Origin of the sequence: Salinimicrobium maris (assembly GCF_049680855.1) — a bacterium.
Taxonomy (GTDB): Bacteria; Bacteroidota; Bacteroidia; order Flavobacteriales; family Flavobacteriaceae; genus Salinimicrobium.
The window spans coordinates 147,985-165,704 of record NZ_JBMPGS010000001.1 but is presented as its reverse complement, the minus strand read 5'-3'; the positions used below and the strand labels follow the sequence as shown (position 1 = coordinate 165,704).

Here is a 17,720-nt window from a genome sequence, read left to right as displayed (position 1 = left end):
AAAGATATCATTTTCTTTTTGGTTTGCATTCGGCCTATTCCTTTCTAAAATGGCATTTCTACAAAGGATTCCGCGGAAATTTGTAACTTGATGAAGCCTAAAACTTCAGAAGAAAAATGAAAATTGCCACCTATAACATCAACGGAATAAATGCTCGCTTACCGGTTCTTTTGCAATGGCTTGAAGAAGCAAAACCCGATGTGGTTTGTCTTCAGGAGTTAAAATCTCCCGATGAAAAGATTCCCAAAAAGGCCATTTTTGAGGCCGGTTATAATGCTATTTGGTACGGGCAAAAAAGATGGAATGGAGTTGCTATTCTGGCCCGGGATATGGAGATCAAGGAGCTGGAAAGAGGACTTCCCGGTGATCCTGAAGATAAACAGAGCCGCTATCTTGAGGCGGTGGTGAATGAAGTGGTGATTGGTTGCATCTATTTACCCAATGGAAATCCTGCGCCGGGTCCAAAACTGGATTATAAGTTAAAATGGTTTGATCGCCTGTCTGCGCGGGCAGCAGAATTGATCGAATATGAAGTTCCGGCGATTTTGGTGGGCGATTATAACGTGATGCCAACCGAAATGGATACCTATAAACCTGAAAAATATAAAAATGATGCACTTTTCCTGCCCGAAGTAAGGGAAGCTTTTCACAACCTGATCGCCCAGGGCTGGACGGATGCACTAAGGAAACTTTATCCCGACGAGGAGATCTACACTTTCTATGATTACTTCAGAAAAGCCTATCAACGCAACGCCGGACTGCGAATTGATCATTTTCTGTTGAGTCCGCACCTGAATAAAAAGTTGGTTTCCGGCGGAGTTGACAAACATGTGCGGGGCTGGGAGAAAACCAGTGACCACTGCCCCGTTTGGATTCAACTGGGGGAGGAGTAGACGGATTTTGTACAGGGATTATTTCAATCTATTTTTCAAATTCATTCTTTGATGAAGGATTCTTATTATCTGAATTATTCCATCTTCTGACTTCCTGTAGAAAATTAGGTGCGTTTTCACTTTGGTGACGCGGTATCCTTTACGGATGTGATCTATGGATTTCCCGATCATGAAATTGTCAGCAACAAAGAGAATTTCTTCAATAATTAAGTTATAATATCTGTCAGCTTGTTCAATCGACCATTTTTGTACTGTATAATGCCAAATTTTTTCTAGATCCTTGATTGCTTGTCTACTGATGAGGTATTTATGATTACTCACTAGTGGTACGGTGTAACATTTTCAAATGTTCAGATGGAGCAAAATTGTCGAGTAATTCGGTTTTCTCACCAACTTCAAGTTCTTTGATTAACTCTTTTTCTTTTCGTTCCTCTTGTTCAAGAAGACGTAATGCAGAGCTGATAACATCACTCACTGAATTGTATCTGCCGGAAGAAATCTCTTCACTGATAAAATCTTCAAGATGTTCTTCTAAATAGATTGAGATATCTTTATTCATAACTTTTGCATTTGATTAAAATTACGGAAATTTTAATAATAATGGATTGAGATGTAATAATTTATGGAAGGATGAACAACATGTTCAAGGTCTCCTTACCCAAATAAATAAGAGACAATATCTTCTATTTTTGACACTTTTTGAATGTTGATGGAGTAATTGCTGCCGGGAATCTTGCTTTGCTTCGAGATCATGATAGTGCTAAAGCCAAGCTTTTCGGCTTCCAAAATTCTTTGTTCCACTCGTGTTACGGGACGTACTTCACCTGCGAGACCTATTTCCGCAGCAAAACAAATATCCTTGGGGACTGCTATATCTTCACTAGACGAGAGGATAGCGGCTATCACGGCAAGGTCCAGCGCGGGATCATCAACTGAAATTCCGCCGGTGATATTCAAAAATACATCTTTTGCACCCAATTTAAAGCCGGCACGTTTTTCCAGCACGGCGAGGAGCATGTTAAGGCGCTTTGCATTATATCCCGTAGTAGAGCGTTGCGGAGTGCCATAAACGGCAGAACTTACCAGAGCCTGGATCTCGATCATTAACGGCCGCATTCCTTCCAAAGTGGCAGAAATAGCAGTTCCACTTAGGTCTTCTGCATTTTTAGAGATGAGTATTTCCGAAGGATTGTCTACTTCTCTTAGTCCGTTGCCCTGCATTTCGTAAATACCTAGTTCATTGGTAGAACCAAAACGATTCTTATGGGCTCTCAGAATCCTGTAGACGTGGTTGCGATCTCCTTCGAATTGAAGAACGGTATCAACCATATGTTCAAGCACCTTGGGGCCGGCAATGCTTCCTTCTTTAGTAATATGACCAATAAGAATCACCGGGACGCTTGTTTCTTTAGCGAATTTGATGAGTTCTGCAGTGCATTCCCTAATTTGGGAAATGCTTCCCGGGCTGCTTTCTATATAATCACTGTGCAGGGTTTGAATGGAGTCTATTATGACAATTTCTGGCTCCAGCTTTTCAATTTGCTTGAAAATGTTCTGGGTTTTTGTTTCAGTTAGAATGTAACAGTGAGAAGCCTCGGGTTTGATTCTATCGGCCCGCATCTTTATCTGCTGCTGACTTTCTTCTCCCGAAACGTAAAGGGTTTTCAGCTTTAGATGGAGAGAAATTTGAAGTAAGAGCGTACTTTTACCAATTCCCGGTTCGCCGCCTAGAAGTGTGAGGGATCCGGGAACAATTCCTCCGCCCAGTACCCGATTTAATTCATTGTTGTAAGTATTGAGCCTAACCTCTGTCGAAGTTTCAATTTCTGAAAGTTTTAAAGGTTTTGCCGCACGTTTTGCCTGTTTTGTTGCAGGTGATTTCCAGTCTTTGGGATCTTCTTTTTGCAATACTTCCTCTACCAGTGTATTCCACTCCCGACAGGAAGAGCACTGGCCCTGCCATTTTGAATGTTGGGTGCCACAGTTTTGACAGTAGAATGTTGTTTTTGTTTTGGCCATTCAGGATGAATTTTGAAAAGGCTAATAACCGAAATCTTCTTTAATTTTTTCAGCCTTTTTCAGCATAAAATCTGTTGTGATAAAGGCTATTTCCTGCTGTCCGTATGCATTTTGATAGGTGCGCATGGCTTTTTTTGGCCTGCCTAGTTCCTCATAAGAGCGTGCAAGGTAATAGGTGCCCAGCATAGTCTCAGGCAGGTGTTCCAGGGCCAGTTCTCCCAATTTTTCAAGTTCTCCCCACTTTTGATTAAATTCTAGCGCCTTACCAATGGCTAAAAAATCGTTCAGCCTTATTTTTTGTTTTAGACTGTAATAGCTTTCTATTTTTTCATATTTGTTTATCAGGTAATCGTAAGGAGAATTACCAGAATTTACGATTTCCCGGTCATAATCTTCCTGGTTGATGGGCCTGTAAACATCAAATATAATTTCCAAAGCCCGGGGAATTGCCTGGCCTACGACCGAGTAATGGGTGGCATTATCAAAATTCTCAAAGGTATAGTGCAGGTTTTTATTCTCAATCCTTTTTAGATCCCGGTCAAGGTCTTCGCAACCTTCACGTAAATTCTTTATGTCGCCGGAAGCTGTTGCAAGATAGAACCAGACGGGAGTTTTCGTGGTTCTAAGACTTTGCACAATTCTCTCCTGCATTTGTGGTGCAAGATCTGGGCTAAGGTTTATGTAAGCCTTGAAAAGTGGCTTTTCTTTAAAAAGATAATAATTGATGAAGTTTGCGGTAAGATCATGTCCTGCAAGGACAGAAAAGCGGGTAGTTCTATACTTTGCATCAAGATGAGGTAAGAGTTCCATACCAAGAAATTCAAAGAAACTGGCACCGGCATCATAAGGGAGATAATCTTTTTGACTATAAAATGTATCATCTTCACGAGAACCTTCCTGGTTTACGCCCACTACAATAGCTTCAGGCAACTCATCCCAATACGAATAATAATCTACATTGCCGGCCATGGGCTCAAAAAGATAATCGCCATCAAGAACTATAATTAACGGATATCTTTTTTCTGGTCTGCTATCGTAACTTCGGGGAAGCTGGATCTTTATTTCTCTTTCCTGCTTCAGTTTGGAAGACTTGAATGTTTCGTAGTTGACCTGAGATTGAACTAACGCAGAAATAAGGAATATGTATGCTAAAAGTAGTTTTTTTGTCATATGCTATAGATTTGGAAATCATAGCAATATAACTATTTATTTGTTTTGGTTGAAAACAGGGAGCAACAAAAGGGAAAGTCCGCCAAGCACCAGGACCATTAGGGTTTGTGAGCCCCAAACGATCCACCCAAAGGCTTCTCCTGCCTGCTGGTTTATTCCGAAGAGCAAAAGAACAGCTCCCATGGCGACAGGATAAACTCCAATCCCGCCACTGGTGGTGGAAATAGCGAAGGTACCTACAATAAAAGCAGCCATGATTCCTGCCCAGGAGAGAGAAACGGTTTCGGGTATGGTGAATTTGATGACGTAAAACATGAGTATGTACATGGCCCAGATGAAAACCGTGTGGAAAATAAAAGCACCTTTTTGTTTCATTTGGAGAATTGTGCGCATGCCTTCCAGTAAACCCTGAGCGAATTTCCTGATTTTGACAAAAAAAGGCCAGGTTGAGGTTTTTATAATTTTTAACCCAATTACTCCCAGAACAACCAATAATAGAAAAGCGCCAATAGAGACGAAAGGATTTATGTTTTGTTCATCAAAGTAGGAGAGAAGACTATCGGTTTGTAGAAATAAACTGAAGATAACAATAAACAGCAGCATGATAAGATCGGCTATTCTTTCAGAAACAATGGTGCCAAAAGCCTTATCAAAAGGCACATTTTCATAGGTGGTGATGGTGGCGCCCCGAAGGACTTCCCCGGAACGTGGAATGCCCATATTTGCTAAATAACCTGCCATGACAGCCATGAAACTATTGGAGAGGCGGGGTTTATAACCCAAAGGCTCCAGCAGGTATTTCCAGCGCCATGCCCTGGAGAGATGCGAAAAAATTCCTAGTACAATTGAAATCCAAATCCATTTGGAGTCGGCGCGAACTATATTTCGCCACAATTCCTGCCTTTCTTCGGCAGATGCGCTGCCCAGGGAATACCAGATCAAAAAAACTCCCAGCAATAGTGGGAGTATGGTTTTTAAAATGGTTCTGGTTTTCTTCTTCAACTTGTTAGGTCAACATGTTATTTTCTTCATTAGGAAAAACGAGTGAAGGTTTGAAGGCTTTCGCTTCTTCTATATCCATCATCGCGTAAGTAATAAGAATAAGAATGTCCCCTTTTGCCACTTTGCGGGCTGCAGCACCGTTTAGGGTAATTTCTCCCGAATTCCGCGGACCGGGAATTGCATATGTTTCCAGGCGTTCTCCATTGTTGTTGTTAACAATTTGCACTTTTTCACCTTCAATGATGTTAGCGGCATCCATAAGATCTTCATCTATAGTGATACTTCCAATATAATTAAGGTCTGCGCCTGTTACTTTTACTCTGTGAATCTTTGATTTTACAACATGAATTTGCATAATGGCCTAGTTTAAAGCTATGTTATCTATTAATCTAACGTCACCTGAATACGCTGCAATAAATGCCCGGTATCTTTCACCGTTAAGGGGTTTTGTTGCAGACTTTAAAGTTGCTTCATTAGCGATCTCGAAATATTCGAGTTTCAGGTCTGGATTTTTCCCGAATTCGTTTTTGACGTTTTCGGTTACTTCCAGGACACTTTTTGTGCCAAACTCCTTTTTCACTTGCTGAAGCGTTTCATAAATGAACGCCGCTTTTTGTCGGTCTTCTGGAGATAACCTTTCATTTCTTGAACTTCTTGCAAGACCATTAGTTTCGCGGTCAATGGGACAGCCTATAATTTGAATTGGCCAGTTATGCTTTTCGGTTAATTTTCTTATAATTTGTAACTGCTGAAAATCTTTTTCTCCAAAAAAGGCTTTATCGGGTTGTACTATTTCAAAAAGCTTTTTCACCACAGTTCCCACTCCGTCAAAATGGCCTTTTCGAAACTTTCCTTCCATTTCGTATTCGAGACCGTCAAAGGAAAAATGTTCAGGAGAAATATCATTTCCGTAGATGTCGAAAGGATCGGGGGAGAAAATGATGATGTTTTTGTCAAGCCTTTCAAGTTGAGCCAGATCGGTTTCAAAAGTGCGCGGGTATTTTTCGAGATCTCCGGCATTATCAAATTGTGTAGGGTTCACAAATATGCTCGTCACCACTCTGTCACTGGAGGCCAGCGCCTGCTTCACCAGGGAAATATGACCTTCATGTAATGCTCCCATGGTGGGGACAAAACCAATGCTCAAACCGTCATTTTTGAAGGTTTTAATGAGGTCGCCAATGGCTTGCTTCTCCTTATAAATCTGCATCTTATTCGAAAATTAACAGCGTGCAAACTTAATATAATACTGGCAATCTGCATAAAATTTTGTAATTTTGCTTGTTTTTTATTCCCAACAGCATTAAAAGAAGTGATTCTATGAAAGATAAGAGGATATTGTACGTATCATCTGAAGTAATACCCTACTTACCCGAAACCGAAATCTCATCATTATCGTTTGAAGCCCCCAGAGCAGTGAACAATCAGGGTGGCCAAATTCGTATTTTTATGCCCCGGTTTGGGAACATTAATGAACGAAGGCATCAACTTCATGAAGTGATAAGGCTTTCAGGTATGAATCTCGTGATCAATGATCTGGACATGCCTCTAATTATTAAGGTAGCCTCCATTCCAAAAGAGCGGATGCAGGTTTATTTTATTGATAATGAAGATTACTTTAAAAGGAAAGCAACACTTACAGATGAGGAAGGAAAGCTCTTTCCTGACAATGATGAAAGAGCGATATTTTTTGCTAAAGGAGTGATTGAAACTGTTAAAAAATTAAACTGGTCTCCAGATATTATTCATGTTAATGGATGGCTCTCTTCCCTGTTGCCACTTTACCTTAGGAACTATTATGGTAATGAGCCGTTGTTCAATACTGCGAAAGTTGTTACTTCTGTATACAATTCAGGCTTCGAAGGTACGTTAGATAAAGATATGCACAAGAAAGTACTTTTTGACGGACTCGAAAATGAACAGGTGCGGCATCTTAAGACGCCAAACTATGTGAACCTTATGAAAACCGCTGTAGAAAATTCTGATGCTGCAGTGATTGCGGGAGATAATATCCCTGAAGAGCTTAAAAAGTATCTCAAGAAGCTTGATAAGCCGGTGCTTGACTATAAGAATAAAGAAGAATTTGCACAGGCATACCAGGATTTCTACACTAATGAAGTTTTATCTTAAATCGAAGAATTCAATAAACCGAATGACTATAAAAAGAACGATGTTGAAAATAACAGCAATTTTTATTGTTGTTTTTTCTTTTACAGGATGTGAGAATGATTTTGATTCCATAGGGAGCGATATCATTGGAGCACCAAATTTTAACGCGGCACTATATGAAGATGCCGAGATTTCTGCAAGAACTCATCGCTTAACGGCTGTGCAAACAAATAATCTGCCTGTGCACCTCCTTGGAGTTTATAATGATCCTGTTTTTGGATTGGAGCAGGCAAATGTGTTAAGTCAATTGGAGCTTTCATCGACTAATCCCACTTTTGGAACAGAACCCGTACTTGATAGTGTGGTGTTGACGATTCCTTATTTTTCTACAGAAGGAGAAACCTCTGAAGATGGTGTGGTGGAATATGAACTAGATTCACTCTACGGAATGGGACCGGTGCGTTTGTCCATAGAAGAGTCGGGCTTGTTTCTGAATAACTTCGATCCTGAAACAGATTTTGAAGACACCCAGAAATATTATTCAAATATGCACCCGCGTATTGAGGAAAACCTTACCGGAAATGTCATTTTGGAGGAGCAGGAGTTCCTACCATCCGGGGAAGAGGTGATCTATTTTGAGGAGAACGAGGAAGGTGTAATGGATACGCTAAGACTTGCGCCAAGAATGCGGTTAAAACTGTCTACGGAATTCTTTCAGGAAAAGATTCTAGATATGGCAGGTTCAGGAGAACTGTCAAGTAATAACAATTTTCAGAATTACCTGCGCGGACTATATTTTAATGTAGAGCCGGTAAATAACGAGGGCACGATGATGCTGCTGAACTTCAAGAATTCGGAAGCCGGGATTACCTTGTACTACACGACAAAACAGGCAGACGCCGATGATGCCGATGATGATGGTGATACTGAGGAGCTTGTGAATGTTCAGGAATCATTTGAACTTGGTCTTGGGCAGAATATTGTAAATACATTTGAACAGGAATCTCCGCAATTTCAGGATGACAGGCTTTACCTAAGAGGTGGTCAAGGCTCCATGGCTGTGATAGAGCTTTTCTCAGGAAGTGATGCCGATGGGGATGGAGTTTCAGATGACCTGGAATCCCTAAGGGAAAGCGAATGGTTAATTAATGAAGCCAATCTTATCTTTTTCGTAGATCAACAGGAAATGGCGGCAGGCCGTGAACCGGAGCGTTTATATCTTTTTGATCTTGACAATGGTATCATGTTGGCCGATTATAGGTTTGAAACCCCCGGGCAAGTAAACCCAATGACTTCTACGATTAACGATGCCCATCTTGGGCCACTAGTTCGTGATGACAGTGAAAATGGTGTTAGTTATAAGATGAGAATGACAGAGCATGTGCGAAGAGTGATCAATGCAGATTCAACCAATGTAAGACTGGGACTGGTGGTTTCCCAAAATGTAAATTTAATAGCAAATTCAGCAGTTAAGGAATCTTCAGATGTAGAAATAGAAAAGATTCCTTCAGGTTCAATCATTTCGCCTTTAGGAACAGTTCTTTATGGGCCTGAAGCAGAAAATGAGGAAAAGAGATTGAAACTGCAGATTTTTTATACAGAACCAAAAAATTAGATCATGTGTGGAATTGTAGGATATATTGGCCATAGAGAGGCTTATCCAATTGTACTTAAAGGTTTGCAAAGGCTGGAGTACCGCGGCTATGATAGTGCGGGAATGATGTTGTATAATGATGACAAACAAGAATTAAAATTAAGCAAGACCAAAGGAAAGGTTGTAGATCTTAAAGAAAAACTTGAGAATGAAGTGGATCCTTCGGGAACAATTGGTCTTGGTCACACGAGATGGGCTACACATGGTGTTCCAAATGATGTGAATTCTCATCCTCACTACTCAAATTCTGGAGAGCTGGTGATCATCCATAACGGGATCATTGAAAACTATGAATCTCTTAAAAAGGAGTTGGTGAAAAGGGGGTACAATTTCACTTCAGATACAGATACTGAGGTTTTGGTAAACCTTATTGAAGATGTAATGAAGAAGGAGGAAGTGAAGCTTGGAAAAGCCGTGCAAATAGCCTTGAACCAAACCATAGGTGCTTATGCAATTGCTGTTTTTGATAAGAACAAACCGAATGAGATTGTAGTTGCACGTTTAGGTAGCCCGCTGGCTATAGGGGTGGGTGAAGATGAATATTTTATCGCTTCAGATGCTTCTCCGTTTATAGAATTTACCAACAATGCCATATATCTGGAGGACGGTGAAATGGCTGTAGTTCGAAGAAATAAAGGAGTTAGTGTGCGTCAAATAAAAGATGATAAACTGGTAGATCCTTACATCCAGGAATTGCAGTTAAATCTTGAGCAAATAGAAAAAGGCGGTTTTGAGCATTTTATGCTGAAGGAAATATATGAGCAGCCAAATGCCATTTCTGACACCTATAGAGGAAGACTTCTTGTGGACGAAGGAATTATTCGAATGGCTGGAATTGATGATAATTTGGAGCGTTTTACCAACGCCAAAAGGATCATCATTGTTGCCTGCGGTACTTCATGGCATGCAGGACTGGTTGCAGAGTATATCTTCGAAGACCTCGCCCGTATCCCGGTTGAGGTAGAATATGCTTCTGAATTCAGGTACAGGAATCCTGTAATCACTTCAGAAGATGTAGTCATAGCTATATCACAGAGTGGTGAGACGGCAGATACTATGGCGGCCATTAAACTTGCTAAAGAGAAAGGAGCTTTTGTATTTGGAGTGTGTAACGTCGTAGGTTCTTCTATCTCAAGAGAGACCAATGCAGGTGCTTACACCCACGCAGGACCAGAAATTGGTGTTGCTTCGACCAAGGCTTTTACAACTCAGATCACCGTTCTTACTTTGATCGCGCTCAAACTGGCAAAAGCAAAAGGAACAATTTCAAATTCCGATTTTCACATGCATTTGAGTGAATTGGACACCATTCCTCAAAAGATCGAGGTTGCGCTGCTGTCTAACGAGCACATCCAGGAAATTGCAGAAAAGTATAAAGATGCTCGAAATTGTTTGTATCTGGGGAGAGGATACAACTTTCCTGTAGCTTTGGAAGGTGCCTTGAAATTAAAGGAAATCTCTTACATTCATGCAGAAGGTTACCCTGCTGCCGAAATGAAACACGGTCCAATAGCTTTGATCGATGAAGAAATGCCGGTAGTGGTGATCGCTACCCGAAAAGGGCATTATGAGAAGGTAGTTAGTAACATTCAGGAGATCAAGTCCAGGAACGGAAAGATCATCGGGATCGTGACCGAAGGAGATACCAGTGTACGTGATCTTGCAGATTATGTTATTGAAGTGCCAGATACAATTGAATCCTTGACTCCGCTCATTACGACAATTCCTTTACAATTGCTTTCCTACCATATAGCAGTATTGCTTGGTAAGAATGTGGACCAGCCACGTAATCTGGCGAAGTCGGTTACTGTGGAATAAGTGAATTCTCAAATAGTTTGAAACCCCTGCGGAAAAGGATTTTCTGCAGGGGTTTTTATTTTTTCGGAATAACGGCTGCAGAATTTCGACAGTTGAAGTCTTTATTGCCTGAAGACCAGAGAAAATGCGGGTTTGAAGGAAGTTGAAAAAGTTGTGATTTCCGCTATAAACTTTTGCGCAAAAAACATATCTTTGCAGCCTGAAAAAGATATTGACTTTGGGTAAATGTATTGGGCCCGATTTATTTTTTTCTTATTTATTTTATAAAAACAATAAAGTATTAGATAATGTCTAAAGTTACAGGTAAAGTTGCACAAGTTATCGGCCCTGTGGTTGACGTAGCTTTCAACACAGAGATTGCTGAATTGCCAAGGATCTATGATTCTTTGGAAATTACCAGAAAAGATGGGTCTATCCTTGTTCTTGAGGTTCAATCACACATTGGGGAAGATACTGTAAGAACAGTTTCTATGGATTCTACAGATGGATTGAGCAGGGGCGTGGAAGTAGTTGCTACGGGAGCTCCTATCCAAATGCCGGTTGGAAAAGATGTCTACGGAAGATTGTTCAACGTAATTGGTGATGCGATCGACGGAATTGGCAACTTGCCAAAAGCCGGTGAAGCCGGACTTCCTATTCACAGGGAAGCGCCAAAATTCGAAGACTTATCTGTATCTACTGAAGTATTATTTACCGGGATCAAGGTAATTGACCTTATTGAGCCTTATGCAAAAGGAGGTAAAATTGGCCTTTTTGGAGGTGCAGGGGTGGGTAAGACCGTATTGATCCAGGAACTTATTAATAACATTGCAAAAGGACACGGTGGTTTATCTGTGTTTGCAGGTGTTGGAGAAAGAACCCGTGAAGGAAATGACCTTTTGAGAGAGATGCTTGAATCTGGTATTATAAAATATGGAGATGACTTTATGCACTCCATGGAAGAAGGTGGATGGGATCTTAACAAAGTAGATAAATCTGCTTTAAGAGATTCTAAAGCAACTTTCGTATTCGGACAAATGAACGAACCACCGGGAGCACGTGCACGTGTGGCACTTTCCGGTCTTACAATTGCTGAATATTTCCGTGATGGAGCGGGAGAAGGACAAGGGAAAGATGTACTTTTCTTCGTTGACAACATTTTCCGATTTACACAGGCAGGTTCCGAAGTATCTGCACTTCTTGGACGTATGCCATCTGCGGTAGGTTACCAGCCTACACTTGCGACAGAGATGGGTGCGATGCAGGAGCGTATTACTTCTACTAAAAACGGGTCTATTACTTCTGTACAGGCGGTTTATGTACCTGCAGATGACCTTACTGACCCTGCACCGGCAACAACCTTTGCCCACCTTGATGCAACAACAGTATTGTCTCGTAAAATTGCCGAATTAGGTATTTATCCTGCGGTAGATCCACTGGATTCTACTTCAAGAATTCTTACTGCTGAAATTTTAGGAGCAGATCATTATAACTGTGCTCAAAGAGTAAAAGAGTTACTACAGAGATATAAAGAACTTCAGGATATTATCGCCATTCTTGGTATGGAAGAACTTTCTGAAGAAGATAAACAAGCCGTATCACGTGCGAGACGTGTACAACGTTTCCTTTCGCAGCCTTTCCACGTAGCCGAGCAGTTTACAGGTTTAAAAGGTGTGCTTGTTGATATTAAAGACACGATTAAAGGCTTTAATATGATCATGGACGGGGAATTAGATCACCTTCCTGAAGCAGCTTTTAACCTTAAAGGAACTATTGAGGAAGCGATCGAGGCCGGAGAAAAAATGTTGGCTGAAGCATAAAAAAGTGATCAGTATTCAGTAGGCAGTAATTCGTTATTGCCTATTGATTACTGTGGACTGAAAACTAAAAAAATATGTATTTAGAAATAGTCACGCCTGAAGCGGTTCTCTTAAGTTCAGAAGTAGATTCTGTAAGCGTTCCCGGAGTTGAAGGTGAATTTCAAATGTTGAACAATCACGCACCTATTGTTTCTGTTTTAGGAAAGGGAACTGTGAAAGTTTATACGCACTCCACAAGCCTTGATGAGAAGAAAATCTCTAAAAAGTTTAGCAGGGATACTGCAGATAATAAGATCCTTTTGCTTGAAGTTGATGGCGGAGTAGTTGAAATGAAAGACAATAAAGTAATTGTTTTGGCTGATTAGCCACTACAAAATATTCTATAAAAAAAACCTGTTGTGTTCGCACAACAGGTTTTTTGTTTTATAAGGCTCTTAAAATTACTTTGCAGAAAGCCATTTTTGACGCTTCTGCTTTTCACTCTTTCCTGCATCTTCATTTATTTCAATGGTATACTGCGGATTGGAATCCAATTTCACCGCTTTCTCCATTTCATTTCCGTAGCGTTCAATCTTAAGCTGAAGTTGATCTCCGGGTTTCTTTGTCTCCAAAAGCTCCTGAAATTGCTTTTTATCCTCTAATTCTACGCCGTCTACAGAAATAATCCTGTTGCCCTGGTTCAACCCTCCTTCATAAGCCGGAGTATATTGAGATACATTTCTGCTTATCACCACTCCTTCGGAAGCATCTTTTAAAGAGGCTCCAAAAAAGGCATTTTTGGATGCTCTTTTCAGTTCAAGGCCAACCGAAGCGAATAGCACCTCGTAATTGGGTGTTTTGCTGTTATAAATGAAGTTTCCAAAGAAGTTTTCGGCAAAATCCTGCCCGGCGTACGCTGCTAAAGTCCGCTCCAGGTCAGAAATAGTATAAGCTTCTTCAGTTTTTCCGAATTTCTGCCACATTAGTTTCATGAAATCATCAAGATTCAGCCCTTTTTGACGCAGTTTAAGATCAAGTGCGAGTCCCAGCATGCTTCCGTAGGAATAATAAGAAATAAAGGTATTTTCACGGTTCACAGGGTCTACAGAAGTCGCAGCATCCACAAACGGCGCCTGGTAACTCATTTCAATTGGGTTGAAATATTGAAGAGCGGGAGAATTCCACACATAATTAAACGTGCCGTTAAGGCTTTTTACATACTCTTGCGTACTTATAATTCCTGCGCGGGCAAGGATCAAATTGGTATAGTAACTGGTAAAGCCTTCGGCAAACCAAAGGGCGCCGCTCATATTTGCTTCGGAAAAATTAAAAGGCTCCAAAGATTTTGGGCGGATTCTCTCCACATTCCAGGCGTGAAAAAATTCATGGGAAACAGTCCCGATGTTTTCTTCCATTCCGCCTTCGCCAAGACTGGTGACATCTGTAAGAATCGTACTGTTGCGATGTTCCATCCCGTCTCCGGATGCATTCGGCATATAATCTGCAAGAAATGTGTACTCTCCAAAATCGAATTTCGGAAGCTCGCCAAAAACTGCTTTTTGCTGAGCGACGATCTTTTTCACCTTTTCGAAATATTCATCAAATTCCTGATCTGTTCCCGGGTGATGCAAAACAAACCTGATGGTTTGCCCGTCCATTTCAAACTCCCTCATGTCATAGTCACTGAGCTCTACGGGGCTATCCATGAAATAGTAGAAGTCGGGTGCAAAAAAGGTGCTTTCGTCAAGCCTTTTAAGCTGCGTAGCTACTTTCCATTCAGGATGAGAATTAGTAATAAATTTCACTTCAACAGGGCGTTGTTCTTGGTCTTCAGCATAGATAAATGTCGCCGGAATGTTGAGATGGGCATGTGATTCGTCAATTTGAGTGTAAGTACCATCGGCACGATTTCCGAAGAGAAGATATTCCACATTTACAGTGCCGTCATGGCTTGTCACAGCCCAGGAATAAGGATCTGGTCGGGAGATTTGAACGGGTTCTCCCTGGCTGTTAGTGACTTTAAGGCCGTACACGTTTTTAACAAATTCATGAAGTGCATAGCGGCCGGGTGACGTGCGGCTCATCCTTAAAATAAGGGTGTCTTCAGAAATATCGGGAAAAGTTGCGTTTATGAAGGCCTCGTGGTGTTTGGCATTTTCAAAAGACACTTCGTATGTGTTCGTTTGGGCAAAGCCAAAACCTGTGAACAACAATAAACAGATAATTATTCGCATATCTCAATAAATTTTGAAGTCTAAAATTAATAATTTCCTTCGGAAGCTGTGGCTACTCTTCGTCTTTATATTCTGGAAAATCTAATTTTCTTTTTCATCTCCTTTCTTCTGCTGTCAGTGAAAAAATAAAGCAATGATCCTGTTAAATTATTAATCAGCGGGCAGTTTTTCCAAGGTTTATTGTTCAATAAAATTTCTTGATTATTAAAAAGTAAAGGCAAGTTTAAAACCTCATTTTTTCCTGCTATATTTGCATTTAACGGAATTTTGAACGTTTACTATGCTTGCAGCAATACTCACAGGCTTCTTATTTTCATTGTTTCTGGTAATCGCCGGTAAATATTTTAGAGGTAAGTTAGCTGTACTTTCATCCATCATTCCTTTAGGGCTTTTCGTTTATTTTGCAAGTTTCATTGGGAAGGTATCTGGAGGAGAGATTATTACCGAATCGCATCAATGGGTGCCCTCTTTTGGCCTGAACCTTAATTTTACCCTTGACGGACTATCCCTTTTGTTCTGCCTGCTTATTACCGGGATAGGATTTTTAGTTTTTGCTTACACTGCAGCTTATCTCAAAGGCCATTCTTACATTGACAGGTTCTATGGTTACCTTGGTATTTTCATGGGGGCAATGCTGGGCCTTGTGCTATCAGACAACCTGCTTTCAATGTTCCTTTTCTGGGAACTCACTAGTATAAGTTCCTTTTTCCTTATTGGATTTAACAATACAAGTGAGGCCTCGCGAAAGTCTGCTATACTTGCGCTGGCCATCACCGGTACGGGAGGTTTTCTCTTTCTAGCAGGAGCATTGCTGCTGGGAAGCGTGGCCGGGACTTATAGCATTTCCGAAATGATGAACCTTAGCGGTGCCATTACCGGAAGTGAACATTATCTACTTATCGTTATTTTGCTTTTCGGGGCGGCTTTTACAAAATCGGCACAGTTTCCTTTTCACTTCTGGCTTCCGGGAGCGATGAAAGCACCAACGCCGGTATCAACTTATCTGCATTCCGCTACTATGGTAAAAGCGGGAATTTACCTGCTGTTACGTTTTACGCCGGTGCTTGGAGATACAGAGTTCTGGAATACTACCTTGATAATTGTGGGTGGAATTACCATGTTCTATTCAGCTGTGCATACACTTTTCAGGACAGACATGAAAGGCGTGCTCGCATATTCAACAATTTCGGTGTTGGGTATTCTGGTCTTTTTAATAGGGTTGGGAACCCAATATGCTTTAACTGCAGCAGCGGTTTATATCATTGTTCATGCCTTGTATAAGGCTACTTTATTTTTGGTTACCGGAATTGTGGATCACGAAACCGGAACAAGGGATCTTACAGCACTCTCTGGCCTTCGGAAGGTTATGTTGCCGGTAGCCGTCATAGGAGTTTTAGCTGCGATTTCCAGTGCCGGGATGCCGCCTACAGTCGGTTTTGTTGGAAAAGATCTGGTATATGAAGCTACCTTACACATGGGAGGCTGGACCATACCGCTCACTATACTTGCAATTTCTACCAATATCCTGGTGCTCTATGCCGGCTTTGTAGTGGGCATCAAACCATTTACAGGCAAATTACCCGAAGCTTATTCTAAAGTACATATGCCGCCATTTCTTATGTGGGCACCACCGGCCTTGCTGGCCACTCTTGGAATCCTTTTCGGGATTATTCCATCTATAATTGACACTCCAATAATAAAACCGGTAGTAAATGCGGTAGGAATGAATGGAGCCGAAGTTCATTTAAAACTATGGCATGGCTTTAACAACGTTCTGGCCTTAAGCGCTCTGACTCTGGCTCTTGGTTTTATTCTTTATTTTGTCTTAAAACCTTCGGCAGCACGGGAGAAGGCCATTGCAAAGCTGGATCCTATAGCACCCAAAAATTTGATTTTAAGCTTTGGTTCTGGATTTCGTTACGTTTCTAATGTATGGACAGGCTTTTTTCAGAATGGTTTCCTGCGGAATTATGTGTCAACCGTCATTCTATTCCTAATCATACTTGTGGGATATTCCCTTTTTACGACACAAAGAAACTTTCCTGTTGATTTCTCTTCGTTTTCCAGAATGACATACTATGAAATGGTGATTATGGGGATCATGTTCTTATCTGTTCTATTCGTGGTGATTGCAAAGTCCAGGCTTACTGCAGTGGTGGCCATGGGGATTGTGGGTTATGCTATTTGTCTATTATTCGTGATCTACAGCGCGCCCGATCTTGCAATGACTCAATTTTCAATTGATACCCTCACGGTAATCTTATTTGTACTTGTACTGGCAAGTCTACCAAAGTACCTATCGATTACTGACTATAAAATGCGGTTTAAAGATGGCATTTTAGCCACTGTTTTTGGAGCGCTTATCACTCTTATTTCTCTCGAGGTGTTATCTGAACCCGTGAATAAGGAAATTAGTCAATTTTACGCCGCTAACTCTTATGTGATGGCACATGGAAAGAATGTTGTTAATGTGATACTCGTTGATTTTAGAGGGTCAGATACTTTAATAGAAATTTCAGTTTTAACTGTTGCTGCGTTAGGAGTTTTCAGTTTGCTGAAGCTGCGGTTGAGAAAGGAAGAAAGAAATATTAACGACTGATTTTTTCTGAAGTAATTAAAAAAGATAAAAATGAAAACCATCATCTTAAAAATAGCCTCGAATTATATGCTTCCATTGTTGCTGGTTTTCTCGGTATTCATATTATTGCGGGGGCATTACCTGCCTGGAGGTGGTTTTGTGGGAGGTTTGATAGCTTCTATTGCTTTCGTGCTGCATGCCTTTGCGAACAGCCTGGAAAACACAAAGGAATTAATTCGTATTCACCCGGGATTTTTAATGCCTACGGGACTGGGAATCTCCTTCTTAAGTGGGATTGTCCCGTTGCTTGGTGAAAAACCTTTTATGACAGGGGTTTGGTATCCTCATCACATGCCGGTATTAGGAAGTCTGGGATCTGCATTATTTTTTGATATAGGTGTTTACCTTGTGGTAGTGGGAGTGACCCTTACAATCATTTTTACAATTTCTGAATCCACTTAAGAT

The 17,720-nt window shown here is 40.9% G+C and carries 16 protein-coding genes; 8 read left to right on the top strand and 8 right to left on the bottom strand.

Annotated features, from left to right (window positions below; all coding sequences use genetic code 11):
• The first annotated feature begins 116 nt into the window (after positions 1 to 116).
• Positions 117 to 893, top strand: coding sequence for an exodeoxyribonuclease III (xth, locus tag ACOV1Q_RS00830; protein WP_424492536.1), 777 nt, complete (start codon positions 117 to 119; stop codon positions 891 to 893).
• A gap of 18 nt (positions 894 to 911) precedes the next feature.
• On the opposite strand, the gene ACOV1Q_RS00825 is transcribed toward xth, so the two are convergent.
• The 7 genes from ACOV1Q_RS00825 to panC all read right to left on the bottom strand — a co-directional run bounded on the left by ACOV1Q_RS00825 (position 912) and on the right by panC (position 6,294).
• The gene (locus ACOV1Q_RS00825) at positions 912 to 1,214 is read right to left on the bottom strand and encodes a type II toxin-antitoxin system RelE/ParE family toxin (RefSeq protein ID WP_424492535.1); all 303 of its coding nucleotides are present in this window, start codon (positions 1,212 to 1,214) and stop codon (positions 912 to 914) included.
• On the bottom strand, positions 1,207 to 1,452 hold the full coding sequence (locus ACOV1Q_RS00820; RefSeq protein WP_424492534.1) for a type II toxin-antitoxin system ParD family antitoxin: 246 nt from the start codon (positions 1,450 to 1,452) through the stop codon (positions 1,207 to 1,209). The genes ACOV1Q_RS00825 and ACOV1Q_RS00820 overlap by 8 nt, the downstream gene beginning before the upstream one ends.
• Positions 1,453 to 1,547: 95 nt before the next feature.
• A complete protein-coding gene (gene radA, locus ACOV1Q_RS00815) occupies positions 1,548 to 2,912 on the bottom strand; it encodes a DNA repair protein RadA (RefSeq protein WP_424492533.1) in 1,365 nt (454 codons plus the stop codon).
• A gap of 21 nt (positions 2,913 to 2,933) precedes the next feature.
• Positions 2,934 to 4,082 (bottom strand): alpha/beta hydrolase, encoded by a 1,149-nt coding sequence (locus ACOV1Q_RS00810; RefSeq protein WP_424492532.1) that lies wholly within the window; start codon positions 4,080 to 4,082, stop codon positions 2,934 to 2,936.
• Positions 4,083 to 4,118: 36 nt separating this feature from the next.
• Positions 4,119 to 5,084, bottom strand: a complete 966-nt coding sequence (locus ACOV1Q_RS00805) for a lysylphosphatidylglycerol synthase transmembrane domain-containing protein (protein ID WP_424492531.1) — start codon at positions 5,082 to 5,084, stop codon at positions 4,119 to 4,121.
• A 4-nt stretch (positions 5,085 to 5,088) separates the two neighbouring features.
• Positions 5,089 to 5,439 carry an aspartate 1-decarboxylase gene (gene panD / locus ACOV1Q_RS00800; RefSeq protein WP_424492530.1) on the bottom strand — a complete coding sequence of 117 codons (351 nt, stop codon included), beginning with the start codon at positions 5,437 to 5,439 and terminating at the stop codon, positions 5,089 to 5,091.
• Positions 5,440 to 5,445: 6 nt separating this feature from the next.
• Positions 5,446 to 6,294: a pantoate--beta-alanine ligase gene (gene panC / locus ACOV1Q_RS00795; RefSeq protein WP_424492529.1), complete on the bottom strand. Its 849-nt coding sequence runs from the start codon at positions 6,292 to 6,294 to the stop codon at positions 5,446 to 5,448.
• 110 nt (positions 6,295 to 6,404) lie between these two features.
• On the opposite strand from panC, the gene ACOV1Q_RS00790 reads away from it, so the two are divergent.
• From ACOV1Q_RS00790 to ACOV1Q_RS00770, 5 genes are all read left to right on the top strand, one after another.
• Positions 6,405 to 7,214 (top strand): glycogen/starch synthase, encoded by an 810-nt coding sequence (locus ACOV1Q_RS00790; protein WP_424492528.1) that lies wholly within the window; start codon positions 6,405 to 6,407, stop codon positions 7,212 to 7,214.
• A 22-nt stretch (positions 7,215 to 7,236) separates the two neighbouring features.
• Positions 7,237 to 8,808 (top strand): BamH family beta-barrel-assembly machinery protein, encoded by a 1,572-nt coding sequence (bamH, locus tag ACOV1Q_RS00785; RefSeq protein ID WP_424492527.1) that lies wholly within the window; start codon positions 7,237 to 7,239, stop codon positions 8,806 to 8,808.
• Between the two features lie 3 nt (positions 8,809 to 8,811).
• A complete protein-coding gene (glmS, locus tag ACOV1Q_RS00780; protein WP_424492526.1) occupies positions 8,812 to 10,665 on the top strand; it encodes a glutamine--fructose-6-phosphate transaminase (isomerizing) in 1,854 nt (617 codons plus the stop codon).
• Positions 10,666 to 10,952: 287 nt separating this feature from the next.
• Positions 10,953 to 12,464: a F0F1 ATP synthase subunit beta gene (atpD, locus tag ACOV1Q_RS00775; RefSeq protein WP_424492525.1), complete on the top strand. Its 1,512-nt coding sequence runs from the start codon at positions 10,953 to 10,955 to the stop codon at positions 12,462 to 12,464.
• 74 nt (positions 12,465 to 12,538) lie between these two features.
• A complete protein-coding gene (locus ACOV1Q_RS00770) occupies positions 12,539 to 12,829 on the top strand; it encodes a F0F1 ATP synthase subunit delta/epsilon (RefSeq protein WP_424492524.1) in 291 nt (96 codons plus the stop codon).
• Between the two features lie 75 nt (positions 12,830 to 12,904).
• Here ACOV1Q_RS00770 and ACOV1Q_RS00765 read toward each other — a convergent pair whose 3' ends face one another.
• Positions 12,905 to 14,677, bottom strand: coding sequence for a M61 family metallopeptidase (locus tag ACOV1Q_RS00765; RefSeq protein WP_424492523.1), 1,773 nt, complete (start codon positions 14,675 to 14,677; stop codon positions 12,905 to 12,907).
• Between the two features lie 280 nt (positions 14,678 to 14,957).
• On the opposite strand from ACOV1Q_RS00765, the gene ACOV1Q_RS00760 reads away from it, so the two are divergent.
• Positions 14,958 to 17,276: a putative monovalent cation/H+ antiporter subunit A gene (locus tag ACOV1Q_RS00760; protein ID WP_424492522.1), complete on the top strand. Its 2,319-nt coding sequence runs from the start codon at positions 14,958 to 14,960 to the stop codon at positions 17,274 to 17,276.
• Between the two features lie 30 nt (positions 17,277 to 17,306).
• The gene (locus ACOV1Q_RS00755) at positions 17,307 to 17,717 is read left to right on the top strand and encodes a Na+/H+ antiporter subunit B (RefSeq protein WP_424492521.1); all 411 of its coding nucleotides are present in this window, start codon (positions 17,307 to 17,309) and stop codon (positions 17,715 to 17,717) included.
• Positions 17,718 to 17,720 lie beyond the last annotated feature (3 nt).